General features: G+C 71.3%; 29 protein-coding genes and 1 riboswitch. Of the genes, 1 reads left to right on the top strand and 28 read right to left on the bottom strand.

The features are described from left to right. Positions 1-16: 16 nt before the first annotated feature. From ACIF8S_RS30185 to rpsB, 11 genes are all read right to left on the bottom strand, one after another. Positions 17-802 (bottom strand): maleylpyruvate isomerase family mycothiol-dependent enzyme, encoded by a 786-nt coding sequence (locus tag ACIF8S_RS30185; protein ID WP_400003336.1) that lies wholly within the window; start codon positions 800-802, stop codon positions 17-19. Between the two features lie 24 nt (positions 803-826). Further along, complete coding sequence (locus ACIF8S_RS30180; RefSeq protein WP_400003334.1) at positions 827-1846, bottom strand: ABC transporter ATP-binding protein; 1020 nt, start codon at positions 1844-1846, stop codon at positions 827-829. After that, positions 1847-3502: an ABC transporter permease gene (locus ACIF8S_RS30175; RefSeq protein WP_400003333.1), complete on the bottom strand. Its 1656-nt coding sequence runs from the start codon at positions 3500-3502 to the stop codon at positions 1847-1849. Further along, positions 3499-4581: a thiamine ABC transporter substrate binding subunit gene (locus ACIF8S_RS30170; RefSeq protein WP_400003331.1), complete on the bottom strand. Its 1083-nt coding sequence runs from the start codon at positions 4579-4581 to the stop codon at positions 3499-3501. Before ACIF8S_RS30170 ends, ACIF8S_RS30175 begins: the two co-directional genes overlap by 4 nt. Positions 4582-4661: 80 nt before the next feature. After that, positions 4662-4767, bottom strand: a riboswitch (TPP riboswitch). Between the two features lie 24 nt (positions 4768-4791). After that, a complete protein-coding gene (rlmN, locus tag ACIF8S_RS30165) occupies positions 4792-5898 on the bottom strand; it encodes a 23S rRNA (adenine(2503)-C(2))-methyltransferase RlmN (protein WP_349791846.1) in 1107 nt (368 codons plus the stop codon). A 198-nt stretch (positions 5899-6096) separates the two neighbouring features. After that, a complete protein-coding gene (locus ACIF8S_RS30160) occupies positions 6097-6288 on the bottom strand; it encodes a hypothetical protein (RefSeq protein ID WP_400003329.1) in 192 nt (63 codons plus the stop codon). Positions 6289-6423: 135 nt separating this feature from the next. Continuing rightward, positions 6424-7548, bottom strand: a complete 1125-nt coding sequence (locus tag ACIF8S_RS30155; protein WP_400003327.1) for a phosphatidate cytidylyltransferase — start codon at positions 7546-7548, stop codon at positions 6424-6426. Then, positions 7548-8105, bottom strand: coding sequence for a ribosome recycling factor (gene frr / locus ACIF8S_RS30150; RefSeq protein ID WP_024887972.1), 558 nt, complete (start codon positions 8103-8105; stop codon positions 7548-7550). Before frr ends, ACIF8S_RS30155 begins: the two co-directional genes overlap by 1 nt. A 120-nt stretch (positions 8106-8225) precedes the next feature. Further along, entirely contained in the window at positions 8226-8984 is a 759-nt protein-coding gene (pyrH, locus tag ACIF8S_RS30145) for a UMP kinase (protein WP_349791850.1), read from the bottom strand. A 191-nt stretch (positions 8985-9175) separates the two neighbouring features. Continuing rightward, positions 9176-10012 carry a translation elongation factor Ts gene (gene tsf, locus ACIF8S_RS30140; RefSeq protein WP_024887970.1) on the bottom strand — a complete coding sequence of 279 codons (837 nt, stop codon included), beginning with the start codon at positions 10010-10012 and terminating at the stop codon, positions 9176-9178. 154 nt (positions 10013-10166) lie between these two features. Continuing rightward, on the bottom strand, positions 10167-11057 hold the full coding sequence (rpsB, locus tag ACIF8S_RS30135; RefSeq protein WP_349791853.1) for a 30S ribosomal protein S2: 891 nt from the start codon (positions 11055-11057) through the stop codon (positions 10167-10169). 728 nt (positions 11058-11785) lie between these two features. On the opposite strand from rpsB, the gene ACIF8S_RS30130 reads away from it, so the two are divergent. After that, a complete protein-coding gene (locus ACIF8S_RS30130) occupies positions 11786-12247 on the top strand; it encodes a M23 family metallopeptidase (protein WP_400003325.1) in 462 nt (153 codons plus the stop codon). Between the two features lie 39 nt (positions 12248-12286). Here the strand turns inward: ACIF8S_RS30130 and ACIF8S_RS30125 are convergent, their stop codons facing one another. From ACIF8S_RS30125 to ACIF8S_RS30045, 17 genes are all read right to left on the bottom strand, one after another. Then, positions 12287-12844 (bottom strand): TetR/AcrR family transcriptional regulator, encoded by a 558-nt coding sequence (locus tag ACIF8S_RS30125; RefSeq protein ID WP_400003391.1) that lies wholly within the window; start codon positions 12842-12844, stop codon positions 12287-12289. Positions 12845-12934: 90 nt separating this feature from the next. Then, on the bottom strand, positions 12935-13774 hold the full coding sequence (whiG, locus tag ACIF8S_RS30120) for an RNA polymerase sigma factor WhiG (RefSeq protein WP_400003323.1): 840 nt from the start codon (positions 13772-13774) through the stop codon (positions 12935-12937). Positions 13775-14049: 275 nt separating this feature from the next. Further along, positions 14050-15207 carry a DNA-processing protein DprA gene (gene dprA, locus ACIF8S_RS30115; RefSeq protein ID WP_400003321.1) on the bottom strand — a complete coding sequence of 386 codons (1158 nt, stop codon included), beginning with the start codon at positions 15205-15207 and terminating at the stop codon, positions 14050-14052. Next, entirely contained in the window at positions 15204-16826 is a 1623-nt protein-coding gene (locus ACIF8S_RS30110) for a YifB family Mg chelatase-like AAA ATPase (protein WP_400003319.1), read from the bottom strand. Before ACIF8S_RS30110 ends, dprA begins: the two co-directional genes overlap by 4 nt. A gap of 1 nt (position 16827) precedes the next feature. Continuing rightward, positions 16828-17151 carry a YraN family protein gene (locus ACIF8S_RS30105; protein ID WP_400003389.1) on the bottom strand — a complete coding sequence of 108 codons (324 nt, stop codon included), beginning with the start codon at positions 17149-17151 and terminating at the stop codon, positions 16828-16830. Between the two features lie 437 nt (positions 17152-17588). Beyond that, a complete protein-coding gene (locus ACIF8S_RS30100) occupies positions 17589-17897 on the bottom strand; it encodes a DUF2469 domain-containing protein (RefSeq protein WP_003993268.1) in 309 nt (102 codons plus the stop codon). Between the two features lie 53 nt (positions 17898-17950). Then, positions 17951-18478 carry an NUDIX hydrolase gene (locus ACIF8S_RS30095; RefSeq protein ID WP_400003318.1) on the bottom strand — a complete coding sequence of 176 codons (528 nt, stop codon included), beginning with the start codon at positions 18476-18478 and terminating at the stop codon, positions 17951-17953. Further along, positions 18468-19247, bottom strand: a complete 780-nt coding sequence (gene lepB / locus ACIF8S_RS30090) for a signal peptidase I (RefSeq protein ID WP_400003316.1) — start codon at positions 19245-19247, stop codon at positions 18468-18470. The genes ACIF8S_RS30095 and lepB (ACIF8S_RS30090) overlap by 11 nt, the downstream gene beginning before the upstream one ends. A gap of 33 nt (positions 19248-19280) precedes the next feature. Then, positions 19281-20267 (bottom strand): signal peptidase I, encoded by a 987-nt coding sequence (gene lepB, locus ACIF8S_RS30085; RefSeq protein ID WP_400003315.1) that lies wholly within the window; start codon positions 20265-20267, stop codon positions 19281-19283. Next, positions 20155-21255, bottom strand: coding sequence for a signal peptidase I (lepB, locus tag ACIF8S_RS30080; protein ID WP_400003314.1), 1101 nt, complete (start codon positions 21253-21255; stop codon positions 20155-20157). The genes lepB (ACIF8S_RS30085) and lepB (ACIF8S_RS30080) overlap by 113 nt, the downstream gene beginning before the upstream one ends. Further along, positions 21248-21976: a signal peptidase I gene (lepB, locus tag ACIF8S_RS30075; protein ID WP_400003312.1), complete on the bottom strand. Its 729-nt coding sequence runs from the start codon at positions 21974-21976 to the stop codon at positions 21248-21250. Before lepB (ACIF8S_RS30075) ends, lepB (ACIF8S_RS30080) begins: the two co-directional genes overlap by 8 nt. A gap of 45 nt (positions 21977-22021) precedes the next feature. Continuing rightward, complete coding sequence (gene rplS / locus ACIF8S_RS30070) at positions 22022-22372, bottom strand: 50S ribosomal protein L19 (RefSeq protein ID WP_006130445.1); 351 nt, start codon at positions 22370-22372, stop codon at positions 22022-22024. Positions 22373-22501: 129 nt separating this feature from the next. Then, positions 22502-23335, bottom strand: a complete 834-nt coding sequence (trmD, locus tag ACIF8S_RS30065) for a tRNA (guanosine(37)-N1)-methyltransferase TrmD (protein WP_400003310.1) — start codon at positions 23333-23335, stop codon at positions 22502-22504. Then, positions 23335-23895, bottom strand: a complete 561-nt coding sequence (rimM, locus tag ACIF8S_RS30060) for a ribosome maturation factor RimM (RefSeq protein ID WP_145829906.1) — start codon at positions 23893-23895, stop codon at positions 23335-23337. The genes trmD and rimM overlap by 1 nt, the downstream gene beginning before the upstream one ends. A gap of 83 nt (positions 23896-23978) precedes the next feature. Further along, positions 23979-24218, bottom strand: coding sequence for an RNA-binding protein (locus ACIF8S_RS30055; RefSeq protein WP_005479813.1), 240 nt, complete (start codon positions 24216-24218; stop codon positions 23979-23981). A gap of 2 nt (positions 24219-24220) precedes the next feature. Then, entirely contained in the window at positions 24221-24640 is a 420-nt protein-coding gene (rpsP, locus tag ACIF8S_RS30050) for a 30S ribosomal protein S16 (RefSeq protein WP_024887956.1), read from the bottom strand. A 281-nt stretch (positions 24641-24921) separates the two neighbouring features. Next, positions 24922-25518: a hypothetical protein gene (locus ACIF8S_RS30045; protein WP_163086623.1), complete on the bottom strand. Its 597-nt coding sequence runs from the start codon at positions 25516-25518 to the stop codon at positions 24922-24924. Positions 25519-26085: the final 567 nt, after the last annotated feature.

Here is a 26085-nt window from a genome sequence, read left to right as displayed (position 1 = left end):
GCCGTTCACCGGACGCTCAGCCGAACGAGGCCAGCTCCAGCCAGTGTTCGAGCACCTTGCGTTCGCCGAGCACCTCCACGCGGGGATCGTCCAGCGGGATGCGGCGGTAGAAGGCGAGGAGCACCCAGGTCAGCGGCCCGCGCAGGGCGACCGTGGCCTTCTCGTGGCCGTGGCTCCAGGACACGCCGTCCTCGTCGAGCCGTATCAGCCACTCCGCCTCGGTGTCGGTGGCGTGCAGGTGGAGGGTGCGCAGCGGCCCGCGCAGCCCGTGCACCTCGTCGTCGGGCAGCGTCCGCTGCGCCCACTCCACGATCTCCAGCCACTCGTCGACCGCGTCGGCGGCCACCTCGGGCGCGACCTCGTAGGGCAGCCCGGCGGCGAGCGTGGCGTCGGCGCGGTGCACCGTCACCTCGTGCGTCATACGGCGGGCCCAGAAACCGGCGTTGTCGGTCCCCGCCCAGCTCCACACCCGCGCGTCCGGTCCGGCTGCCCGCAGCGCGCCCACGACCAGCTCGCCGCTCTCCGCCAGCCAGGCGTCCAGCGCGGCGGCGTCACCCCGGGCCTCGGGCCCGTCGAAGTCCGGTACGTCCTCCTCGGGGGTCTCCTCCACGGCCCCGGTGCGCACCATCAGGGCCACCCACCGCAGGGCGCCGCCGAGGTGCCGTACCAGCTCCTCCACCGACCAGTCGGGGGTCGTCGGGACCGCGCGGGACAGGTCGGTGCCGGACGTCACCACCGCCCTCAACTGACCGACCTGGTGGGCGATCTCGTGGCAGTAGCGCTCATGGGCGAGTCGTGTCATGCGGCTCACCCTAGGCAACGGCGATCAGCCGAGCACGGCGATTTCCGCGGCGTCGAACTCCACGCCGGTCACGTCTCCCGTCCCGGGGGCGTCCCTGAGCGCGCAGGCCGCCTCCAGCGGGGGCGCGCCCTCGGGCTGGAGGCGCACGGCGACGTGGGTGCCGCGGAAGGTGCGCGCGGTCACCGTGCAGCGCAGCCCCTCGTCCGCCGGGACCAGACGGACACCGGCGGGCCGGACCAGCAGCGTGCGCGTGCCCCCGGGAGCGTCCCGCGGCACCGGGACCTTGCCCCAGGGGGTGACGGCGACACCGTCCGCGACGGCCGCCTCGACGACGTTCTCGAAGCCGAGGAAGCGGGCCACGAAGGCGTCGGCGGGCCGCTGCCAGACGTCCAGCGGTGTGCCTGACTGGGCGATCCGGCCGTCCCGCATCACCACCACCCGGTCGGCCAGCGCGAACGCCTCGCCCTGGTCGTGCGTCACGGCGAGCACGGTGGTGCCCAGCCGGCCGAACAGCTCACGCAGTTCGACGACGAGCCGCTCCCTGAGCGACCGGTCGAGCTGGCCGAGCGGCTCGTCGAGCATCAGCAGCCGCGGGCTGGGGGCGAGGGCGCGGGCCAGTGCCACGCGCTGCTGTTCCCCTCCGGAGAGCGCGGCGACGGCCCGCCGGGACGCCCCGGGGAGACCGACCAGCTCCAGCAACGCGCCGACCTGCCGCGCCTGTTCGTCGCGCGGAAGCCCGTGCATGCGCAGCCCGAAGGCCACGTTGCCGCCCACGTCCCGCTGCGGGAACAGTTGGTGGTCCTGGAACATCAGCCCGACCCCCCGCTTGTGCGCGGGCACGCCCGACTGGTCCTTCCCGCCGAGCAGCACCCGCCCGGCGTCCAACGGCTGCAGCCCGGCCACCACGCGCAGCAGCGTGGACTTGCCGCTGCCGCTGGGTCCGAGGACGCAGACGATCTCGTGTTCGGCGACGTCGAGGCCGACGGCGTCCAGCGCCGCCCGCCCGCCGAAGCGGACGGTCGCGTCCTGAAGGCTCAGCAGCATCTAGAACTCCCCGCTCCGGTCGGTCCGCAGCCGCTCCAGCACCAGCAGCGCCACCGCGCACACGATCATCAGGATGGTCGACAGGGCCATGGCCTGGCCGTAATTGAGGTCCCCGGGCCGTCCCAGCAGCCGCGCCACGGCCACCGGAAGGGTGGGGTTGTCCGGCCGCGCGATGAACACCGTCGCCCCGAACTCCCCGAGAGACACCGCGAAGGCGAACCCGGCCGCGATCAGCAGCGCCCGCCGCACCAGCGGCAGGTCCACCTCACGCCACGCCCGCCACGGCGACGCCCCGAGCACCGCCGCCGCTTCCCGCAGCCGTACGTCCACCGCCCGCAGCACCGGCAGCATGGTCCGTACGACGAAGGGGACGCCGACCAGTGCCTGCGCCAGCGGGACCAGCATCCAGGAGGCGCGCAGGTCCAGCGGCGGCTCGTCGAGCGCGATGAGGAAGCCGAAGCCCACGGTCACCGCGGACACCCCGAGCGGCAGCATCAGCAGCGCGTCGAAGCCGCGCACCAGCCGCCCCGCGTCCCGCCGGGTGAGCGCGACGGCGGCGAGCCCGCCGATCACCACAGCGATCACGGTGGCGGCGACGGCGTAGCGCAGCGAGTTGCCGACCGCCTCGATGGGCGCGACGAGGAACACTCCCCCGTCGCCGTCGGTCAGCGCCCGGTAGTAGCCGAGGCCGGCGCTGCCGAAGGAGCGCTGCACCAGTACGCCGAGCGGCATCAGGAGCAGCACGGCCACCGTGGCGACGACTCCGCCGAGCAGCGCCCACTGCCCTGCGCCGCGCGGCCGGCGCGCGGTCACCGAGGGGTCGACGAGGCGCAGCGCGGTCTCACGACGCCGCACGGTCCAGGCGTGCAGCGCGAGGATCAGGCCGACGGCGGCGAACTGGATCATCGTGAGGACGGCGGCGGTGGACAGGTCGAAGAGGTCGGCGGTCTGCCGGTAGATCTCCACTTCGAGGGTGGAGAAGGTGGGCCCGCCGAGGATCTGCACCACGCCGAACGAGGTGAAGGTGAACAGGAAGACCATCAGCGCGGCGGCGGCCACGGCGGGGGCGAGCGCCGGCAGGGTGACCGTACGCCAGGCGGTGAGACGGGAGGCGCCGAGCATCCGCGCGGCCTCCTCCTGACGCGGGTCGAGCTGGGACCACAGCCCGCCCACGGTGCGGACGACCACGGCGTAGTTGAAGAAGACGTGCGCGAGGAGGATCGCCCACACGGTGGTGTCGAGGCGCACGCCCCACAGCTCGTCCAGCAGTCCGCCGCGTCCGACCAGGGCGAGGAACGCCGTGCCGACGACGACCGTCGGCAGCACGAACGGCACGGTGATCACCGCCCGCAGCATCTGTTTGCCGGGGAAGTCGAAACGGGCCAGGACGTAGGCGCCGGGCAGCGCGATCACCAGCGTGAGGCCCGTGGAGACGAGCGCCTGCCAGGTGGTGAACCACAGCACCTGGCGGATGTCGGACTGGGCCAGCACGTCCGCGATCCGCCCGGGCTGCCAGCCGCCGTCGGTCTTCAGCCCGCGCGCGACGATCGCGGTGACCGGGTAGGCGAAGAAGACCGCGAAGAACGCGGCCGGCACGGCCAACAGGCCGAGCCGTGCCGCGTTCCGGCGCCACCACCCGCGCCGGCGCGGGCTCACTTCAGTACGAGCGAGGTCCACGACTTGACCCACTGGTCACGGTTCTCGGCGATCTTCACCGGGTCCATGGTCTGCGGCTGCTTCGCCTGCGGCCCGAACTTCACGAACTCCTCAGGCACGGACGCACCCTCGCGCACCGGGTAGACGAACATGTTGAGCGGCATGTCGTCCTGGAAGGTCTTGCCGATCAGGAAGTCGAGCAGTGCCTTGCCGCCCTCGGAATTCTTCGCGTTGCTCAGCAGCCCCGCGTACTCGACCTGCCGGAAGCAGGTGCCCTCGGCGACGCCGGTGGGCGCGGTGTCGGGCTTCGGGTCGGCGTAGATCACCTCGGCGGGCGGCGAGGAGGCGTACGACACGACGAGCGGCCGGTCCGCCTTGGCCTCCTTGCCGCCGGCCGAGCCGGAGAACTCCTCGTTGTAGGCCTGCTCCCAGCCGTCGACCACCTTGACGCCGTTGGCCCTGAGCTTCTTCCAGTAGTCCCGCCAGCCCTCGTCCCCGTACTTGGCGGCGGTGCCGAGCAGGAAGCCGAGGCCGGGTGAGGAGGTGGCGGCGTTCTCGACGACCAGGAGGTCCTTGTAGGCGGGCTTGACCAGGTCGTCGAGGGACTTCGGCGGGGTCAGGCCCTTGTCCTCGAACCAGGCCTTGTCGTAGTTGACGCAGACGTCACCGGTGTCGACCGGGGTGACCCGGTGCTCGTCCTCGTCCACCCGGTACTCGGGCAGCAGCTGGTCGGATCCCTTGGCCTCGTAGGACTGGAACAGCCCGTTGTCGAGGGCGCGGGACAGCAGGGTGTTGTCGACGCCGAAGAAGACGTCGCCCTGGGGGTTGTCCTTGGTCAGGATCGCCTTGTTCACGGCCTGGCCCGCGTCGCCGTCCTCGAGGACCTTGAGCTTGTAGCCGGACTGCTTCTCGAAGGCGGCGACGACGTCCTTCGACACGGCCCACGAGTTGTGACTGACGAGGGTCACGGTCCTGGAGCCGGTACCGCTGCCGCCGTCGTCGCCGGACGACCCGCAGGCGGACAGCGTGACGAGCCCCAGCCCGACGGCCAGGACCATGACCTTCTTGGTGATGTCCACTTGATTCCTCCTGGAGTGACCAGGAAGAGACGCGGCCCTGCCCGGAACCCCTGGGCGGGGTCCCGGGCAGGGCGCAACAGCTCGAGTGATGACCGATCTCCCTACCCAGAATGACCTGGGCCAGGTTCGGAGGGTCTGCGGCCGGTGCCGCACTCTCAGCGCTGTGGCGCTCCCCTGTCGGAATATGAAGATGTACGTACCCGGGTCAGACTACCGTTCGCTCGCGGCGAGCTGACCACACGCCCCGTCGATCTCCTGACCACGGGTGTCCCGGATCGTCACCGGCACACCGTGCGCGGCGATCGCCTCGACGAACGCCTTCTCGTCCTCGGGCCGGGACGCGGTCCACTTGGACCCCGGCGTCGGGTTGAGCGGGATGAGGTTGACGTGCACGGGCCGCCCCTTGAGGAGCCGTCCGAGGCGGTCGCCCCGCCACGCCTGGTCGTTGATGTCCCGGATGAGGGCGTACTCGATGGACAGCCGGCGTCCCGACCTGGCCGCGTACTCGAAGCCGGCGTCGAGCACCTCGCGCACCTTCCACCGCGTGTTCACGGGGACGAGGGTGTCGCGCAGCTCGTCGTCAGGGGCGTGCAGCGAGATGGCGAGGCGGCACTTGAAGCCCTCCTCGGTGAACCGGTGGATGGCCGGCACCAGGCCGACCGTCGACACGGTGATGCCGCGCTGCGACAGCCCGAGCCCGTCCGGCTCGGGGTCGGTGAGCCGGCGGATGGCGCCGACGACCCGCTTGTAGTTGGCGAGAGGCTCGCCCATGCCCATGAACACGATGTTGCTCAGCCGCGCGGGTCCGCCGGGCACCTCGCCGTCGCGCAGCGCCCGCATCCCGTCCACGATCTGGTGCACGATCTCGGCGGTCGACAGGTTCCGGTCGAGCCCGGCCTGCCCGGTCGCGCAGAACGGGCAGTTCATGCCGCAGCCGGCCTGGGAGCTGATGCACATGGTGACCCGGTCCGGGTACCGCATCAGCACGGACTCGACGAGGGTCCCGTCGAACAGCTTCCACAGCGTCTTGCGGGTCGTCCCCGCGTCGGTCGACAGATGCCGCACGACGGTCATCAGCTCAGGAAGCAGCGCCTCCTGCAGCTTCCCGCGCGAGCCGGCGGGGATGTCGGTCCACTGCTCCGGGTCGTGCGCGTACCGCGCGAAGTAGTGCTGCGAGAGCTGCTTGGCACGGAACGGCTTCTCACCGACCGCGACAACCGCCTCCTTGCGCTCGGCAGGCGTGAGATCGGCAAGATGCCGCGGCGGCTTCTTGACTCCGCGCGGCGCGACGAATGTAAGTTCTCCGGGCTTAGGCATGGCTGTACCAGTGTCGCAGATCCACATGGGTGACCTGCGGGTGCCGATGACCACACCGGCCGGCCGCGCTCGCCGGGATCGCTGCCGGACCACCTCGGGCGGCCCGGGCACGGCCCGGCGAGGCTCACCCGCCGGCTGCCCGCACCTTCCCGACCTGGGCGGCGAGCACCGCACCCGTGAGGACAGCGGCATCCCGGCTCAGGACCGCGTCGCCTCCGCACGGGCCGTGCGGCGTCCGCGGACGTAGCGAAGGATCACGTAGATGATCGCGGCGAGTTGGGCGCAGAACAGGACCGTGATCTCCAGCGGCCCCATCCTGCCGCCCAGCGCGAGCAGCGCCGCCGCGAAGACGGCGATGACCAGCAAGAGATTGACGATCAGACCACGCATGATGTTCCCCCCAGGGTGTGGACGGTTGTCCCTGGTGATCATGATCGCAGGCCTTGATCGTCATGCACACAGCCAAACAAAGGGGCCCCCGTCCACAGGGGACGAGGGCCCGTTCCGGTCGGCGGGGAAAGGGGCTCAGCTCGAGCCCACGAAGATCACCAGCAGGAGCCAGACCACCGGCGCCGTCGGGAGCAGGGAGTCCAGGCGGTCCATGATGCCACCGTGGCCCGGGAGCAGGGTGCCCATGTCCTTGATGCCCAGGTCGCGCTTGATCATGGACTCGCCGAGGTCACCCAGCGTGGCGCTGGCGGCGACCGCGAGGCCGAGCAGGAGGCCCTGCCACCAGACGCCGTCGTCGATCAGGAACTGCATGCACAGCGCGCCCGCGACCATGGAGAAGCCGACCGCTCCCAGCAGGCCCTCGCGGGTCTTGCCGGGGCTGATGCGCGGGGCCAGCTTGTGCTTGCCGAAGCGCCAGCCGACCGCGTAGGCGCCGGTGTCGCTGACGACCGTCAGCAGCAGGAACGTCAGCACCCGCCACGGTCCGTCGTCGGCCCTCAGCAGCATCGCGACGAACGTCGCCAGGAACGGCACGTAGAACGTCGCGAAGACACCCGCCGTGACGTCCTTGAGGTAACCCTCGGGCGGTGCCGTCATACGCCAGACCAGGACCGCCAGCGTGGTGAGCGCCATGGCGACCCACGCGCCCTCCGCGCCCCGGGCGTACCCGGCGACGACCATCGCCGCGCCGCCGATCGCCAGGGGGACGAGGGGCGCCTTGATCCCCTTGCGTTCGTCGAGCCGCGTGGTCAGCTCCCACAGGCCCACCACCACGGCGACCGCGATCACTCCGACGAAAACGGCCTTGACGACGAACAGCGACGCGACGATCACCGCGCCGAGTCCGACGCCGACGCCTATCGCCGCGCCGAGATCCCGCCCCGCGCTCTTCTTCTGCGGTGCGGGGGCCGGCTGCGGGGCGGGAGGCATGGGCTCCGGATTCTGCGGCACCTCCCCCGGCAGGGGGCGGGCCCGCGTCGGCTCGTCTCGGAACAGGGGGCCGCTCAGCCGAGCGACCCCCCGGTCCGCATCCTGGTCTCCGCCGTGTTCGGGTACGTCGGGCACGATGGGCATGGGCCGCGTCTGCTGTGCTTGGTGCGCATCGTACGCGGGACCCGCCGGGACAGCTTCCCGGCCGGGTCCGTGGTCGGACTGCCCCCAGTACCCGGTCTGCGGCGTCCCCCAGGAAGAGTCGTTCATCAGACCTCGAGCAGCTCCGCTTCCTTGTGCTTCAGGAGCTCGTCCACCTGGGCGACGTACTTCGCCGTGGTGTCGTCGAGTTCCTTCTCCGCACGGCGGCCCTCGTCCTCGCCGACCTCGCCGTCCTTGATCAGCTTGTCGATGGCTTCCTTCGCCTTGCGGCGGACGGAGCGAATCGAGATCTTCGCGTCCTCGCCCTTGCCCTTGGCGACCTTGATGTAGTCGCGCCGGCGCTCCTCCGTCAGCTCGGGGAACACCACCCGGATGATGTTGCCGTCGTTGCTGGGGTTGACGCCCAGGTCGGAGTCGCGGATCGCCTGCTCGATGTTGCGCAGCGCGCTCTTGTCGAACGGGGTCACCACGGCCATGCGCGGCTCGGGCACGGAGAACGAGGCCAGCTGGTTGATCGGCGTCGGCGCGCCGTAGTAATCGGCCACGATCTTGTTGAACATCGCCGGGTGCGCACGGCCGGTACGGATCGCGGCGAAGTCCTCCTTGGCGACCACGACGGCCTTCTCCATCTTCTCCTCGGCCTCGAGGAGGGTCTCTTCGATCACCACTTGCTCCTGCGTGTCTTGAGTAGGCCCGGCTGCGGTTCCTGGTCGGGGCGGCGGCCGGCTGCGTCGCGTCTTCTTCCTGCACGGTTCACGACCGGCAGGACATTGTCCATCCCCCGGTCAGTTGTGCCCGGCGTCGTCGCCCACCAGCGTGCCGATCTTCTCACCCTTGACGGCGCGGGCGATGTTGCCCTCCTTCAGGAGTTCGAAGACGACGATCGGCAGGCTGTTGTCCCGGCAGAGCGTGACGGCCGTGGCGTCGGCGACCTTCAGGTTCCGGGTGATGACCTCCCCGTAGCCGAGGGCGTCGAACTTGACGGCGTCGGGGTTGGTCTTCGGGTCGGCGTCGTAGACCCCGTCGACACCGTTCTTGCCCATGAGCAGCGCCTCGGCGTCGATCTCCAGGGCGCGCTGCGCGGCGGTGGTGTCGGTGGAGAAGTACGGCATGCCCATACCGGCGCCGAAGATGACCACACGGCCCTTCTCCAGGTGGCGCACGGCGCGCAGCGGGATGTAGGGCTCGGCGACCTGGCCCATGGTGATGGCGGTCTGCACACGGCAGTCGACGCCTTCCTTCTCCAGGAAGTCCTGGAGGGCGAGGCAGTTCATCACGGTGCCGAGCATGCCCATGTAGTCGGAGCGGGCACGGTCCATGCCCCGCACCTGGAGTTCGGCTCCGCGGAAGAAGTTGCCGCCGCCGATCACGATGGCGATCTGCGCGCCGTCCCGTACGACGGCCGCGATCTCACGTGCCATGGCGTGCACCACGTCGGGATCGACGCCCAGGCCCCCGCCGCCGGAGAAGGCCTCTCCGGACAGCTTCAGCAGAAACCGGCCGCGCACTTTGCCGTCGTCGCTTTTGTCAGCCTTGGTGGTCATGGTCGAATCCCGCCTCTTTCACCTGTTGCACATACGAAGAAGGCCATTGCCGGTGGGGCGTGGTTCGCATCCCATGCGGCAATGGCCTCCTCGTCAGATCTGCTGTCGTCCGGCACGCGCGCGTGCGTGGACGCGTGTCCGAACGACTGCTGTCGACCCTATCGGGGTCGCGCGCCCGTCGCGGTACGGACTCAGATGCCGACCTTGATGCGCGTGAAGCGCTTCAGGGTGACACCGGCCTCGTCCAGGATCTTCTGGACGGACTTCTTGTTGTCCAGCGCGTAGGGCTGGCCGAGCAGCGTGGCGTCCTTGAAGAAGCCGTTGAGGCGACCCTCGACGATCTTCGGCAGGGCGGCCTCGGGCTTGCCCTCGGCGCGGGTGGTCTCCTCGGCGACGCGGCGCTCGGACTCGACGACCTCGGCCGGCACGTCCTCCTTGGAGAGGTACTTCGGCGCGAAGGCGGCGATGTGCTGGGCGACGCCCTTGGCGATCTCGGCGTTCGGCTTGTCGAGCTCGACGAGCACACCGATCTGCGGGGGCAGGTCGGGCATCGTGCGGTGCATGTACGCGGTGACGTAGCCGTCGGCGAACTGCGCGAAGCGGTCCAGGACGATCTTCTCGCCCAGGTTGGCGTTGGCCTCGTCCACGAACGCCTGGACCGTCTTGCCGGCCTCGATCTCGGACGCGAGCAGCGCCTCGAGGTCGGCCGGGGCGGTCTTGGCGACGTGCTCGGCGATGGCGGTGGCGACGCCCTGGAACTTCTCGCCCTTGGCGACGAAGTCCGTCTCGCACTTCAGCTCGACGAGGACACCGGAGGAGTTGTCGTCGGCGATGATCGAGACCACGGCGCCGTTCTCGGCGGAGCGGCCCTCACGCTTGGCGACGCCCTTCTGGCCCTTGATGCGCAGCGCCTCGACGGCCTTGTCGACGTTGCCGTCGGCCTCGTCCAGCGCCTTCTTGCAGTCCATCATGCCGGCGCCGGTGAGCTCCCGGAGCTTCTTGACGTCGGCGGCGGTGTAGTTCGCCATGAGTCTGTGAATCTTTCTCGAAGTCTGGAGGATCGAAGATCAGCGGGGCCGGGCCGCCGCGCGGGCGGCTACCGGCTCTCCGCCGACCTACGGGTGAACGGCGGGAGCGGACGTGATGTCACCGCTCCCGCCGTCATCGGCTCGGACGGAGCGGTCAGGCCTGCTCGGCCGGGGTCTCCGCGGCGGGGGCCTCGGCAGCGGGGGCCTCGGCAGCGGGAGCCTCGGCCGGCTTCTCGCCCTCGGCGGCGGCCGGAGCGGCCTCCTCGCCCTTCTTCTCACCCTCGAGCAGGTCGCGCTCCCACTCGGCCAGCGGCTCGCCGGCGGCCTTCTCGCCCTTGCCCTCGGTGGCGACACCGGAGCGGGAGATGAGGCCCTCGGCCACGGCGTCGGCGATCACGCGGGTGAGCAGGGTGACGGAGCGGATCGCGTCGTCGTTGCCCGGGATCTTGTAGTCGACCTCGTCGGGGTCGCAGTTGGTGTCGAGGATGGCGACGACCGGGATGTTGAGCTTCCGGGCCTCGCCGACCGCGATGTGCTCCTTCTTGGTGTCCACGATCCAGACGGCGCTGGGCACCTTGGACATCTCGCGGATACCGCCGAGGGTCTTCTCCAGCTTCGCCTTCTCGCGGGAGAGGACCAGCAGCTCCTTCTTGGTGAGGCCGGAGGCGGCCACGTCCTCGAAGTCGATCTGCTCGAGCTCCTTGAGGCGCTGCAGACGCTTGTAGACGGTCGAGAAGTTGGTGAGCATGCCGCCCAGCCAGCGCTGGTTGACGAAGGGCATGCCGACGCGGGTGGCCTGCTCGGCGATGGCCTCCTGCGCCTGCTTCTTCGTGCCGACGAACATGACCGTGCCGCCGTGGGCGACGGTCTCCTTGACGAACTCGTAGGCGCGGTCGATGTACGACAGCGACTGGAGCAGGTCGATGATGTAGATGCCGTTGCGCTCCGTGAAGATGAAGCGCTTCATCTTCGGGTTCCAACGACGGGTCTGGTGACCGAAGTGGACGCCGCTCTCCAGCAGCTCCCGCATCGTGACGACGGCCATGGCCGTATCTCCTTGAATTTCTCGGTTGTGCCGCGGAAACCGGACGGCTTCCGCGCCTGACGCCCGCGACGCGCCGTGCCACGAAGGACCGAGGGGCGCTGACACCGGGCCACGGCCGTGACCGGTCCCGATGTCGGGGCGTGCGAAGTCGACCCGGTGGCCCGGGTCGCCACCAGAAGTGTACGGGACCCGAGAGGTGCCGGGTGACGCCGATGTCCACAACCCGGGTGGTCGTCCACAGGTCCCGGCGTCGACCGCGTCCTCGGGGGACGCTTTCCGTCATGCGACGACGTGGTGAGCGACGAGGACGAAGTAAGCGGTGCGGCTGGACGAGGCGGTGCCTGCGGCTGGCCCTGGTGGTGGGCGTGACCGTGACGGCACTGCTGGCCCCACCCCTGTCCCGGCTGTTCGCGATGGCGGCGGGGGGCGGGGGCGAGGGGGTTGGGGTGGGGGTGCCGTCGGGCAGGGCCACGGCGAAGGCCGGGGGCTTCGGGCTGACGCCGACGGCATGGGGCGAGCCGGCACCGGCGCCCGGGCGCGGGATGACGCCGACGTCCGGGAGTGGGCTGGGGCCGGCGTCCGGGAGTGGGCCGGGGCCGACGGTCGCGGCCGGGAAGGGGCCGACACCGACAATCGGCAGCGGGTCGGTGTCAGGGGCCGGAGGCGGGCCCTCAGCCGTTGTCCCGGGCGGCCCCCGGTCGTCCCCGCACCGTGCCGGGGGCGACTCCGTGCCGGTCGTCGGCCGTGCATGGCCGGTGGGCGTGCGCCCGCGGGTGCTGCGTGGCTGGGAGCCGCCGGCGACCGTCTACGGCGCCGGGCACCGGGGCGTGGACCTGGCGGCGGCGCCGGGGACGCCGGTGCGGGCCGTGGCGGACGGCCGGGTGTCGTTCGCGGGCCGGGTGGCCGGAAAGGGCGTCGTCTCGGTGGAACTCGCCGATACGGGTGAACCGCCGCTGCGCACCACCTACGAACCGGTCCGGGCGTCGGTGACCGAGGGGACGGAGGTGACGGCGGGCCAGGTGATCGGCACGGTGGAGGTCACGGGCTCCCATTGCACGGCCCCGTGCGTGCACTGGGGCCTGCTGCGCGGTGACACGTACCTGGACCCGCTCGGCCTGCTGCCCCCGTGGCTGCTCGACCGGGGTCCGTCGCGGCTGCTCCCGGTGCTCGGGGTGCCACTGCCCGACTGAGTGCCCGCACGGGATTTCCGCACCCGGCGTCGGGCGACTTCAGCCCCGGACGCCGCCCAGGGCCATGGCAACCGCCGCCCGCGTGATCACGTCCGGGTGCTCCGCCGCCCCCAGTTCGATGCGGCGCACAGCGGCGTCGACCACGCCCTGGAGCAGCATGGCGGTGAGCCGGGGCTCGGTGTGACCGAGGTCGGTGAGCGCCTCGACGATCATGGCGATGAGGCCGCCGTGTGCCGCGCGGATCTTCTCCCGCGCGCCGGCGTCGAGTTCGCTCGCGGAGATCGCGACGACCGCGCGGTGCCTGCGGTCCCCCACCAGCTCCAGCTGCTTGCGGACGTACGCCTCGATCCTGCCCTCGGCGCCGTCGGCCCGCGCCATCGCCGCCTCGACCTCGGCCGCCCACACCGGGAAGTCCGCCTCGCACAGCTCCTCGACGACGGCCGCCCGCGAGCGGAAGTACTCGTAGACGGACGACCGCGCGAGGCCGGTGCGCTCGGCGAGGGCCGGGAAGGTCAGCGCCTCCGTACCGCCCTCGGACAGCAGGGAGCGTGCCGCGTCCAGCAGGGCGGCTCGCTGCATCGACCGGTGCTCGGCCACGGAGGCCGCTCGAATCCTTGGCACGTCATCCACTTTACGGACGCCGCGGCCGTGGCGGCCAGGGGTTCGGCGGGCCGGTCCCGGCCGGTCTCAGCGGCCGAAACTCGCCAGCTTGGCGCGGAGCTGCAGCACGGATTTGGTGTGGATCTGGCTGACCCGGCTCTCGGTCACGCCCAGGACGTTGCCGATCTCGGCGAGCGTGAGGCCCTCGTAGTAGTACAGGGTGACCACGGTCTTCTCGCGTTCGGGCAGCGTGTTGATGGCCCGCGCCAGGAACCGGCGCAGCTCCCGGTCCTCGGCCACCTCCACCGGGTTGTCGGCGGCGGTGTCCTCCAGGGTGTCCATGAAACTGAGCTGGTCACCGCCCTCGCCGACGTGCAGCAACTCCTCGAGGGCGACGACGTTCGCGAGCGAGAGCTGGCTGAACACCGCGTGCAGGTCGGCCACGGTGATGCCCATCTCGCCGGCGACCTCGTGCTCCGACGGGGTTCGCCGCAGCCGTGCCTCGAGGGTGGCGTAGGCGCGCTCCACGTTGCGTGCCTTCTGCCGCACCGAGCGCGGGATCCAGTCCAGCGCCCGCAGTTCGTCGATCATCGCGCCCCGGATGCGCGTGATCGCGTACGTCTCGAACTTGATCTCGCGGTCGACGTCGAACTTCTCGATCGCGTCGATCAGCCCGAAGACCCCCGACGAGACGAAGTCCGCCTGCTCGACGTTGGGCGGGAGTCCCACGCTGACCCGTCCGGCGACGTACTTCACCAGCGGCGAGTAGTGCAGGATCAGCTGCTCCCGCAACCGTTCGTCCCCCGTCGCCTTGTACGACCGCCACAGCTCGTCGAGTGTCGAGGGAGCGGGCGGCCGCACGCTGCCACCGTCGCGGGCGGCTGGGGGGATCGCCGCCCGGTCGGACCCGGAGGTGTGCTGGGGCATTCGTTGCCTAGTGCCGTTCTGCCGTGGGCTGGTGCTGCCTGTGAGCGTTGTCTGCCCGATGTCTGTTCTGGCCTGTCCGTGTCTGGGGTCCTCGTGAGCGTAGCGTGACTGCGGCGTCGCGGTGTGCGAAGAACGGGGGCCGGACCGTGCGCAGATACGTTCCGGGGGCCGTCCCCGCGGGGCACATCCGTCGCTCAGCGTGATCACCCGTATACCTCAACTGACGTAATCACCAAGGCGTGTCGGGGTTCCCCCGGACGGCCGAACACGCTGCGTCAACGAGGCTCGGTCCCGCCCCGGACCGAGATCACCGCGTGGCGCGTCAACTTCCAGCCGTCGCCGTGTCGTTCGACGTAACCAAGTGCTCGTAGTTCGTACAGTCTCGCGATCGCGTCGTCCGGGGTGGTCTGGGCGGTGCGCGCGATCTCGTCCGGTCGGGCCGCCCGGCGGGCCGGCAGTGCGGCGAGGACGTGGCGGACCTCCGGGTCCAGCAGGTCGCGAGGCAGCACCGGTCCTCTGCGCTCCGGTGCGAGCTCCCCCATGTCACCGACCAGTTCGACGATCTCCGCGGCGTCGGTGACCAGGACGGCGTCCTGTCGCAGCAGTTCGTGCACCCCGGCCGAGAGGCCGCTGGTGGCCGGGCCCGGTACCCCCATGGTGTGGCGTCCGAGTCTGCGGGCCGCGCGGGCGGTCGCCAGGGAACCGCTGCGGTGGGCGGCCTCGACGACGACCGTGCCCCGGGTGAGCGCGGCGATCACGCGGTTGCGCAGGACGAACCTGCTGGGAGTGGGATGCTCTCCCGGGGGCAACTCGCCTACCACCAGACCCTGTTCGGCGATCCGTCCGATCAGCCCGGCATGCCCGCGCGGGTAGGGCCGGTCGACCCCGCAGGCGAGCACGGCGACGGTGGCGCCGCCCGCGCCCAGCGCCCCGCGGTGGGCGGCACCGTCGATTCCGTAGGCGCCGCCGGAGACGACGATCCATCCTTTCTCGGCGAGTCCGGCGGCGAGGCCCGCCGCCATGAAGGCGCCGTATTCGGTGCACGCCCGCGCACCGACCAGGGCGACCGAGCGCAGTGCCCACATCCGCAGGTCCGCGCCGCCGCGCACCCACAGGCCGAGCGGCCGGGCGTCGCCCAGGTCGTCGAGCTGCCCGGGCCATTCGGCGGCTCCGGGGCACACGAACCGCACCCCCGCGTCCTGTGCGACGGCGAGGTCGCGGCGTGGGTCGGTCCGCTCCGCCCGGGCGAGCATCCCGGCCCACCGCTTGGCGCTCGCGCCCGGCAGCGGCTCCCCGCGGTGCCTCAGCCGGCGCACCACGGCGTGCACCCCCAGCTCGCGCACCCAGCGCCCGCCGGTCTCGTCGCCGGGTTCGAGGACGCGGGTGAGGAAGACCCGGCCGAGCAGGTCCGCAGGGCTGTTCCCGGCGCTCATACGGCCGCTCCGATCGCCATGGGCACCCCGCGTGGGACACCGGTGCGCAGCTGCAGGGCGAGGGCGACGTCCGTGGCGTCGGGCCGGTCATGGCCGGCCAGGTCGGCGACGGTCCAGGCGACCCGCAGCACCCGGTCGATGCCCCGCGCGGTGAGCAGGCCCCGCTCCAGGCTTCGCTCGGCCTCGTCCATGGCGCCCGGAGCGGCCTGCCAGCGGCTGCGCAGCTCCCTTCCGGGGATCTCGCTGTTGAGGTGCCACGGGGTGCCGCCGAACCGGGCCCCCGCGCGTTCCCTGGCCGCGCGCACCCGGCCGGCGACCGTCGCGGTGGACTCGCCCCGGGCGCCGGCCGCCGTCAGCTCGCTGCGGGTGACGGCGTCGACCTCGACCCTCAGGTCGACCCGGTCGAGCAGCGGACCGGAGAGTCTGGCCTGGTAGCGGCGGATCGCCGAGGGCGGGCACTCGCAGCGGTCGTCGGTCCGCGAGAAGCGCCCGCAGGGGCACGGGTTGGCCGCGAGCACCATCAGGAAGCGGGCCGGGAAGCGCACGACGCCCGCGCTGCGCGCGATGACCACGTACCCGGCCTCCAGCGGCTGACGCAGTGCGTCCAGCGCCTTGCTGCTGAACTCCGGCGTCTCGTCGAGGAACAGCACGCCCCGGTGGGACAGGGACACCGCTCCCGGCCTGGCCGTCCCGGGGCCACCGCCGACCAGTGCCTGCATGGTGGCCGAGTGGTGCGGGGCGCAGTACGGGGCCGTGTCGATCAGCGGCCTGTCCGGCGGCAGCAGACCCGCCACCGAGTGCACGGCCGTCACCTCCAGGGACGCCTGGCGGTCCAGGGGCGGAAGGACGGACGGCATCCGTTCGGCGAGCATGGTCTTCCCGGCACCCGGCGGGCCCTCCAGGAAGAGGTGATGTCCGCCCGCCGCGGCCACCTCGACCGCGGTGCGTGCCGAGTGCTGGCCGACGACGTCCGCGAGGTCGTGTCCCTGGTCGTACCGGCCCGGGCCGCCGCTCATGCCGGTGGCCGCTCCGCCGCCGAGGTCGCGCAGCCCCGCCAGCAGCGGGTCGGGCCGCTCCGGTTCCTGCGGCGTCTCCTCGGGCACCGGCTCGTCGGTGAGGACCGCGATGAGCTGGCGCAGGCTGCGGACGCCCAGCACGGACACCCCCGGCACCAGGGCGGCCTCGGCGGCGGCGCACTCCGGCACCACCACCTGCTCGAAGCCCGCGTCCGCCGCGGCGAGCACCGCCGGCAGGATGCCCCGTACCGGCCGCACCCGGCCGTCCAGGCCCAGTTCGCCGATCATCACGATGTCGGTGAGGACGTGCGGGTCGATCCGCTCGGCGGCGCCGAGGACGGCACACGCGACGGCCAGGTCGAAGCCGCTGCCGGCCTTCGGCACCGAGGCGGGGCTCAGTCCCACCGTGAGCTTCTTCTGCGGCCACTCGCCGCCGGAGTTGACGACGGCGGCCCTGACCCGGTCCCGGCTCTCCGTCAGGCTCTTGTCGGGCAGCCCTACCAGCGTGAACGCGGCCACCCCCGGCTCCAGATCGGCCTGGACCTCGACGACCACGCCCTCGACACCGACCAGGGTCACCGAACACGTTCGGGCGAATCCCATGTCAGGCCACCCCCCGGACGTGCTCGACGACGGGCGCGCCACGGACCGGGAGCAGCACACCGACCAGGTCGATGCGGACACCGCCGGGCGGCGCTCCCCCGTGTTCCTGGAGCCAGCGCTCCGCCAGGCCCCGCAACCGGCCCGCCTTGGCCGGTGTGATCGCCGCCATGGGGTGCTGGAAGGAGCCGGCCCTGCGGGTCTTCACCTCGCAGACGACCAGGGCGTCTCCGTCCCTGGCCACGATGTCGATCTCGCCGGTCCTGCCGCAGCGCCAGTTGCGTGCCAGGACCGTCATCCCGGCCTGGGTGAGCCGCCGCGCGGCCAGCGTCTCCCCGTACCTTCCGAGCGCCCCACGGGCCCGCCCGCCACCCGCCCGACCGGCAGCGTGGCCACGAAGCCCGCCGTACGCCGGATTGACGCCCCGCGCCTCAGGCACCCCGTCCGCCCGATCGACACCGCGCGCCTCAGACCCTCCGTAGGCCCGAAGCCCGTCGCCCGCCCGGCTCCCGCCGTCCGGCTGCCATCCGCCGCGTCCTGCTTCCCCGCCGCGTCCCGGCTCTCCGCCTCTCGCTGCCCCGCTGGGCACCGGCCTCCCGGCACCCGTCGGCTTCCCCTGTCGCGCCCGCTGTCCGTCGCGTGCCTGCTGTGCGTCCATGTCGGCACCACCTCCGGCGCCAACCGTCACGCATCCCGCCGATCACCGTCGGCCCAGGTGCACAACCCCCCGACTGTGGACAACTCCGCCACCCGCGAGGGTGAGGATCACCCGCTGGGCAGCTCCAGGTCGCTCTTGTTCAGCTCCTCGATGTTCACGTCCTTGAACGTGAGCACCCGTACCTGCTTCACGAAGCGGGCCGGCCGGTACATGTCCCACACCCAGGCGTCCGCCATGGAGACTTCGAAGAACACCTCACCCTGGACCGAGTGGACCTGCATCTCGTAGTCGTTGGTGAGGTAGAAGCGCCGCTCGGTCTCGATCACGTATTTGAACAGACCGACGACATCGCGGTACTCCCGGTAGAGCTTCAGCTCCATCTCGGTCTCGTACTTCTCGAGGTCCTCGGCGCTCATGGCATGTTCCCCTTCAGCCGTGCGATCCCACCATTGTGCGCCAGTCCCGTCGGTCACCGGACGATTTCGGTGTCCAGGGTCACGGGCGCGGCCGGGGGGCCTTCGTCGAGCAGTCGCGTCAGCAGCCCGGCGAGCTTGGTCGGATACACCGTCTCATGCGCCCGGACGAGTTCCGGGCACGTCCACCAGCGTGCTCCGACGACGCTGCGCCGCTCCAGCTCGGTCAGGGCCGTGGCCGCGGTCGCGGTCTGGGTCGTGCGGGCCAGGAAGTACCACTCGTCCTGGTCCCACTGGCGGCCCGCGAACGGGAAGGAGCAGCACCGCCGCCACAGCACGGGGCCGAGCTCGACGTCGGTGATGCCGGTCTCCTCCGCGAGTTCCCTGAGCGCGGCCTGTTCACGGGTCTCGTCGCCCTCCACGCCGCCGCCGGGTGTGAACCACCAGTCGGTGCCGGGGTCGTCCGGTTCGTGGCCGTGGAGCAGCAGGATGCGGTCCTGCGGGTCGAGCAGGACGACCCGGGCGACCCTCCGCAGGCCGCCCTGGTAGGTGTCGGGCGCGGCGGGCGACGGGTCAGCGCCCACCGGTGCTCCCCGCGGCGCTCCGGGCGCGGGACGTGGCCGCGCGCCTGGCCAGGGGTCCGTAGGCGGCGCCCGCCAGCACCAGCACCGCGCCGCCGATCACCGCGGCGAGCACGGTCGGCAGCGGTCCGGGCGTGGAGAGCGGGCCGAGCCGCTCGAAGCCGGTGGGTGCGGCGAGCATGCCGTCCATCGGCCAGACCACGGCGTCGACCCGGGCCCGGACGGCGTCGCGCGCGACGGTGCCGCCGGCGGCGTCGGTCAGGTGGGCCGTGGAGTCGAGCGACCCGGAGCGCTCGTCGCCGAGCAGGAACAGGCGCCCCTTCGGCACGGTCACCTCGGGGAAGACCGCGGAGCGGACCATCGGGTCGTCGGGGAGATACGGTTCGTCGATCTCCTTGCCGTTGACCGTCAGCTTGCCGTCCTTGCAGCAGGCGACGGTGTCGCCGCCGACGGCGACGACCCGCTTGACCATCGGGGCGTTCGACCAGGTCGCGTCCTTGAAGACGACGACGTCGCCGCGGCGGACCTCGTCGCCGTCGACGCGCTCGGCGAGCACCCGCTCGCCAGCGTCGATGGTCGGGGCCATCGAGGTGGTCGGCACGGTGTACGGCCGGTAGACCACCGCTCCCCAGGCGAACCCGCCGAGGAACAGCACCAGTCCGAGCGCGACGGCCACGTTGGACAGCACCTGCCCGGTCCGGCCGCTCCGTGCCCGGGCACCGTTGGAACCACCGCTGCCCGGGACCGTACGCGTCGTGCTCTGACCACTCATGGGCGGCACCCTACCCGGCGGTACCCAGGCGGGTCAGCCCTCCCCGCGTCCCTCTCCGTCACCGGCCCGGTAACGCCGCCACAGCACGAACGGCACCGCGCCGGCCACCGCGAGCGCGGGCGGCGCGACCGGGAGGGCCGCCGCGTCCTGGGACTGCGTGTTCAGACCGGGCTGGTCGAAGGTGTCCGGGACGGGGAGGTTGTCCCAGCGGTTGACCGGCCAGGCGATGACCACAGCGCGGCCGACGACCTTGTCGACGGGGACGAAGCCGTGGTTCTTGTCGGCCTGGTTGTAGCGGGAGTCGCGGGAGTTCTGGCGGTGGTCGCCCATGACCCAGATGTGGCCCTCGGGCACCTTGACCTTGAACTGGCCGCCCTGGTCGTCCTGGCTGCACGGGGTGTTGCCGGGGTAGACGTACGGCTCGTTGAGCGCCTTGCCGTTGACCTTCAGCGGGCCGGTGCCCTTGCACTCGATCGTGTCACCGCCGACGCCGATGACCCGCTTGATCAGGTCCTTCTCCTCCGCGGACGGCATCAGGCCGATCCAGCTGAGGACCTTCTGCAGCGGGTTGGGGTCGGGCGTGGGCTCGCCCGCGAGCCAGTTGTCGGGGTCGTGGAAGACGACGACCTCGCCCCGCTCGGGCTCGGAGCCGAACCAGGGGGTCAGCTTGTCGACCAGGACCCGGTCGCCCTGCTGCAGGGTGTTCTGCATCGAGTCGGAGGGGATCGAGAACGCCTGCACGAGGAACGTCTTGATCAGCAGCGCCAGGACGAGCGCGATGCCGATCAGGATCGGCAGTTCCTTCCAGAAGGAACGCTGCTGCTTCTTCGGCTGGGGGTCGTCCGGTCCCTGGTCGCCGGTCCTCGTCCCGTCGTCGTTCACTCCGCCGCCCTCGACCGCCGGATCGTCATTCCCGGAGAACGCCGCGTGGGCCGCGGCCGGGTCGCCCGGTTCCGCGGGGCGTCCGCGGTGCTCCTCGCCGCCCTGACCGGACCGTGCGCCTACCGCCACATCCCCCACGCCGACTCCTCACTCTCTGCCGCCGCCCACGCCATGCCCGGCGCAGGCCCACCACTCCCATAACGAGCGGGAGTTCCGCAGGGCTCGGGAGCTGGACAATTCCTTCACGTTGGCTGGGATCGTCCGGGGCAACCCTATGCGACAGCGCGGCGTCGCCGTTCGACCCGGGCACCGAGTCGGACACGGCGGCGTAGGCAGCGGGCTCGTCGAGGGTGGTCCAGTGGCCGAGCGGCCAGGCGATGACCATGGCGCGGCCCACCACCTCGTCCTCGGAGACGGTGCCGCCGTAGCCGGAGTTCTGGTGGACGCGGGAATCCGCGGAGTTCGCCCGGTGGTCGCCCATCACCCACAGCCGGCCCTCCGGCACGGTGACGTCGAAGGGGGTCAGCGAGGGGGCGTTGCCGGGGTAGAGGTAGTCCTCGTTCAGCGGGACGCCGTTGACGGTGACCCGACCCTGGGTGTCGCAGCACCGGACGCGGTCGCCGCCGACCCCGACGACCCGCTTGATCAGGTCCTTCTCGTCCTCCGACGGCAGCAGACCGATGAAGGTGAGGCCTTCCTTGATCTGCTTGACGCCGACCGGGTCGTCCTTCTGGGGCGTGGTCTGCTCCCCCTGGAGCCAGCCGCCGGGGTCCTTGAACACGACGACGTCCCCGCGCTGCGGCTTGGAGCCGAACCAGGGGGTGAGCTTGTCGACCAGGACCCGGTCGCCGATCTGGATCGTCTGCTCCATGGAGCCGGACGGGATGACGAACGCCTGCACGAGGAACGTCTTCAGTACCAGGGCGATCAGGACGGCGACACCGATGAGGAGTGGGATCTCCTTGACGGCGCTGCGCCTGCGGCGGCGCTTGACCTTGCGCTGGAGCTTGCGCCGTTCGGCCCGGGTGCGGCCGGAGGAGGGGACGACGGCACGGCGGGAGCCGGTGGGAAGCAGGTTCTCGGCGGCGCTCTCGGGGACGCCGCGGGGCCTTCCGCGGTTACCCATGGCGGCCCCCGGTCGCGGAGGCGTCCGCAGCCGGGACGCGCGTGTAGGCGTCGGGCCGCTCAAGACGGCCGGCGTGGCCGAACGGCCAGACGACGGCGTCGGCGCGGCCGATGACCTCCGCCACGGGGATCATGCCCCCGCCGGGCGAACCGAGGTGGTCGCGGGAGTCGCTGGAGTTGCCGCGGTGGTCACCGAGGACGAACAGCCGTCCCTCGGGCACGACCACGTCGAAGCGCACCGTGGAGGGGCTGTCGCCGGGGAACAGGAAGCTTGACTCGTCGACCGACCGGCCGTTCACCCGGATCCTCCCCTCCCCGTCGCAGCAGACGATGTGGTCCCCGCCCACCCCGACAACCCGTTTGATGTAGTCGGCGTCACCGAAATACCCGGTGCCGTCGAACACAATCACGTCCCCGCGGTGCGGCCCGTCGCCGAAGCGGTACGCCAACTTGTTTACGAGAACGCGGTCCCCGACCCTCAATCCCTTCTCCATCGATCCGCTCGGGATCTCGAAGGGCCGCGCCACGAACGTGTTGACGGCCAGCAGGAAGAGCAGGCAGAGCAACAGGGTCAGGGTGATCCGCCCGCCGGGCAGCTGGTCCGTGACGCGCGACAGCAACGCGGAACGCGACCGCCCCTCCGGCCCCGGTCTCGCCGAGGAGTCCTCGGGGTCCGGGGGGAGAGAGCGGTCGCGCTCCGTCGGCTGTGCTTCGGTGTCCATCGGGGCCAGATGCTATCCGGCCGCGATATGACGCCGGTAAAGCGCTCAGTTCTCTCGCTTCTCCTTGATCTTCGCGGCCTTGCCGCGGAGCTCACGGAGGTAGTACAGCTTGGCGCGGCGGACGTCACCCTTGGTGACGAGCTCGATCTTCTCCACGATCGGGGTGTGCACCGGGAAGGTGCGCTCGACGCCGACGGAGAAGGAGACCTTGCGGACCGTGAAGGTCTCGCGCACGCCGGAACCCTGGCGGCGGATCACCACGCCCTTGAACTGCTGCACACGGGAGCGGTTGCCCTCGATGACGCGCACGTGGACGTTGACGGTGTCACCGGGACGGAAGTCCGGGACGTCGCTGCGGAGCGACGCGGTGTCGACGGAGTCGAGCAGGTGAGACATGTCGTCTGCTTTCTTCGCTGATGCCGCAGGTCATCAACGGCACTTGGTTTCGGATCTGGGCTGTGCGGTCGGGGCGGCGTCGTGTCCCCCTGCGGCAGGGGCGCTCGCCGGACGGCGCACAACAGCGGCCTATTGTTCCACGCCGTCGGTCCTGCGCCAAAATCGGCCGTACGGCTCTCCCTCGGGGTCCGGCGCCCAGCCGAGGATGGACAGCATCTCCCGGTCCTTCTTGTCGAAGGCCTTGGGGTCGCAGTGCTCGATGAGGTCGGGGCGGTGGGTGGTGGTCCGCCGCAGCGCCTCGTCGCGCCGCCAGCGTGCGATCTTCCCGTGGTGGCCGCTGAGCAGCACGTCCGGGATCTCGCGGCCGCGCCAGGAGGGCGGCTTGGTGTAGACGGGGCCCTCCAGCAGGTTGGCCATGGCGCCGGGGGCGAAGGAGTCGTCGCGGTGCGACTCGGCGTTCCCGAGGACGCCCGGGAGGAGCCGCGCCACCGCCTCGGTGACGACGAGCACCGCGGCCTCGCCGCCGGCCAGGACGTAGTCGCCGATGGACACCTCGTACACCGGCATGCGGGTCGCGTACTCGTCCACGACGCGGCGGTCGATGCCCTCGTAGCGGGCCGGGGTGAAAATCAGCCAGGGCCGCTCGGAGAGGTGGACGGCCAGTTCCTGGGTGAAGGGGCGGCCGCTCGGGGTGGGGACGATCAGGGCGGGCTCGCCCGAGCCGCTCTCGTAGCCGTCCGCCAGGACCGAGTCCAGCGCGTCACCCCAGGGGTCGGTCTTCATGACCATGCCGGGGCCGCCGCCGTACGGGGTGTCGTCGACCGTGTTGTGCCGGTCGTAGGTCCAGGAGCGCAGGTCGTGGACGTGCACGTCGAGCTGTCCGCGCGCGCGTGCCTTGCCGACGAGGGAGACGTTCAGCGGGTCGAGGTACTCGGGGAAGATCGTGACGACGTCGAGCCGCATCAGGCGTCGTCCCCGGATTCCGAGGCGTCCCGGGACGAGGCGACCTCGGCGCGGTCGTCGATCAGGCCGGGTGGCGGGGTGATCACCGCGCGCTGCTCCTCGAGGTCGATCTCGGCGACGATCTCCTCGACGAAGGGCACGAACACCTCGCTGCCGTCGGGGCGCTCGACGACGAAGAGGTCCTGGGTGGGCAGGTGGGAGATCTCGGTGATCCGGCCGACCGTCTCGCCGTCCTCGGTGACGACGTCGAGGTCGATCAGCTGGTGGTCGTAGTACTCGTCCTCACCCTCGGGCATCTCCTCCGGGTCGACGTCGGCGATCAGGAGGGTGTTGCGCAGCGCCTCGGCGCCGGTGCGGTCGTGGACGCCCTCGAAGCGCAGCAGGAGGCGGCCGCTGTGCACCCGGCCGGTCGCGATGGTCAGCGGCCCCGCGGAGGCGGGGTCGGTGGCCAGGACGGCGCCGGGCCCGAGCCTCAGCTCCGGCTCGTCGGTACGGACCTCGACGGTGACCTCGCCCTTGATGCCGTGGGCGCGGCCGATACGAGCGACTACCAGCTGCACTGTGTTCTGTCTCCTGTCATACGACTGCGGGCCGGGGACGGCCCAGTGGCCCTCCCCGGCCCGAGCCGGTGCTTCTTGCGGCGTCAGCGGACGTGGTCCACGTCGACGAGGTCGACACGGACACCGCGGCCGCCGATGGCGCCCACGACGGTGCGCAGAGCGCGTGCGGTGCGGCCGTTGCGGCCGATCACCTTGCCGAGGTCGTCCGGGTGGACCCGGACCTCGAGCACGCGACCGCGACGCAGGTCGCGCGAGGCGACCTGCACATCGTCAGGGTTGTCGACGATGCCCTTCACGAGGTGCTCGAGAGCCTCCTCGAGCATGCTCAGGCCTCGGTCGACGCGGACTCGGCGGAAGCCTCGTCCTTCTTCTCAGCCTTCTTCTTCTGGGTGATGGCCTCACCCTTGCCCTCGTCGTCGCCGCCGATCGCCTCGAAGGACGGACGGGCGGCCTTCTCGGGCTGCTGCAGCAGGGGCGCCGGGGCGGGCTCGCCCTTGAACTTCTGCCAGTCGCCGGTCTTCTTCAGGATGGCGAGCACGGGCTCGGTCGGCTGGGCGCCGACGGAGAGCCAGTACGCCACGCGGTCGCCGTCGACCTCGATCACCGACGGGTTGTACGTCGGGTGGTACTTGCCGATCTCCTCGATGGCCCGGCCGTCACGGCGGGTACGGGAGTCGGCGACGACGATGCGGTAGTGAGGCGAACGGATCTTGCCCAGACGCTTCAGCTTGATCTTGACTGCCACGGGAGTGGGTTCTCCTGGATTTGACGTGGTTGGGCACGGCGAGAAAGCCGCGTGGGGTTGCGGTACCCGAGTGCCCGACGGACGCGTCAGCCGGAGGAGAGAGGGGTCCTGTGCGGCTGTCGAGTACAGCTAGCCATTGTGCCACACCCCGAGGGGCCGGCCTGCCGTGGGGTGCGGGCACATGGGCACGACGAAGCGGCACCCGGCGCCGCATGGTCACGCGTCGGGTGCGCCCGGTGTCGGCGGGACCGAGGCCCCGGCACCCACGAGGTGCCGGGGCCTCAGCTCGCCGCTACGACTTCCGGGATACGGAACGGCTTTCCGCAGCCGCCGCAGACGATGGGCGCCTGCGCCAGCACCGACGGAACGACGCGTACGTTGCGGCCGCAGTCGCAGACCGCCTTGACGCGTACGCCGCCGCCGGACGAGCCGTGCCGCGCGGCCGGACCGCGGAAGCTGCGGGCGGTGTCGCCTGCGGTCGCCGCCGTGTGGGCCTTCAGGGCCCGCTGGAGACGCTCCGTGGTCGGACGGTAGCGGCGCTTCGCCTCGGGGCTGAGCGTGACCAGGGAGAAGCCGCTGCTCGGGTGCGGCTCCTCGGGGTGGTCAAGGCCCAGCTCCTCGGCGATCGCCAGGAACCTGCGGTTGTGGTACCGGCCGGCTCGGGATGTGTCGCGCACGCCGCGCGCGGCGGCGATGCCGTGGACTGCCTCGTGCAGCAGTCGCTCGAAGGAGAGCTCGTGACCGCACGCGGACGACGACTCCCCGATCAGGGACTCGGGCGCGGCAAGATCGGGCAATTCGGGGTGGTACCGCTGAATGTCGGCCCACGCCTGTGCCAGCTCTGCGGCGAGAACAGGTGGTGTCTGTGTCGTGCTCACGTAATGACAACGAGCCGGGGTGCCTCTGTGTTCCGATTCCGGGGCATCCCAAATAATTTGCACGTACCAGTCAGTTGGCACTGATGCGTCCTGACGAACACGGGTGCGCTGATCTGCGGAGAAGCCTCGCAGCTCATCTCAAGGTGGTGCGTAGGCTGACGTACGCCCCCGCGCGTATCCGGTCTCCACGCGCCGGTGCGCGTGAGCCCCCTGGATGCGCAAGAGGCCTTTCGGACGCCCTCCCGGCGTCGGGCGGCGTCCGGTTCACCTGGAACGCCGTGACCGACGAACCTACCGCTTCCTCCCGCGAGGCCGCGCACCGCCCCTCCCCCGGGACGTTCACACCCCGTCACCGGTGGCCGGAACCGTCCCACGGACGTCCGCGCCCTGGCGGACCGGGCGGCCTCCGATTACCGGAATGTGAATTCTTGCCTCTGGCACGAGCAACTACCAAACGGCCGCCCCTTTCCACTGGACGACACGACGAGTGCGGAGTTACCTGGCATACGGGGGCTGTGCGGGCGCACTGCACGGGGGCCAGGGAAATGGGCACTGCGGCAACTTCTC

This window comes from Streptomyces sp. NPDC085937, from assembly GCF_044540535.1.
Lineage (GTDB): Bacteria > Actinomycetota > Actinomycetes > Streptomycetales > Streptomycetaceae > Streptomyces.
The sequence above is the reverse complement of the archived record's forward strand: the minus strand, read 5'-3'. Positions and strand labels throughout refer to the sequence as shown.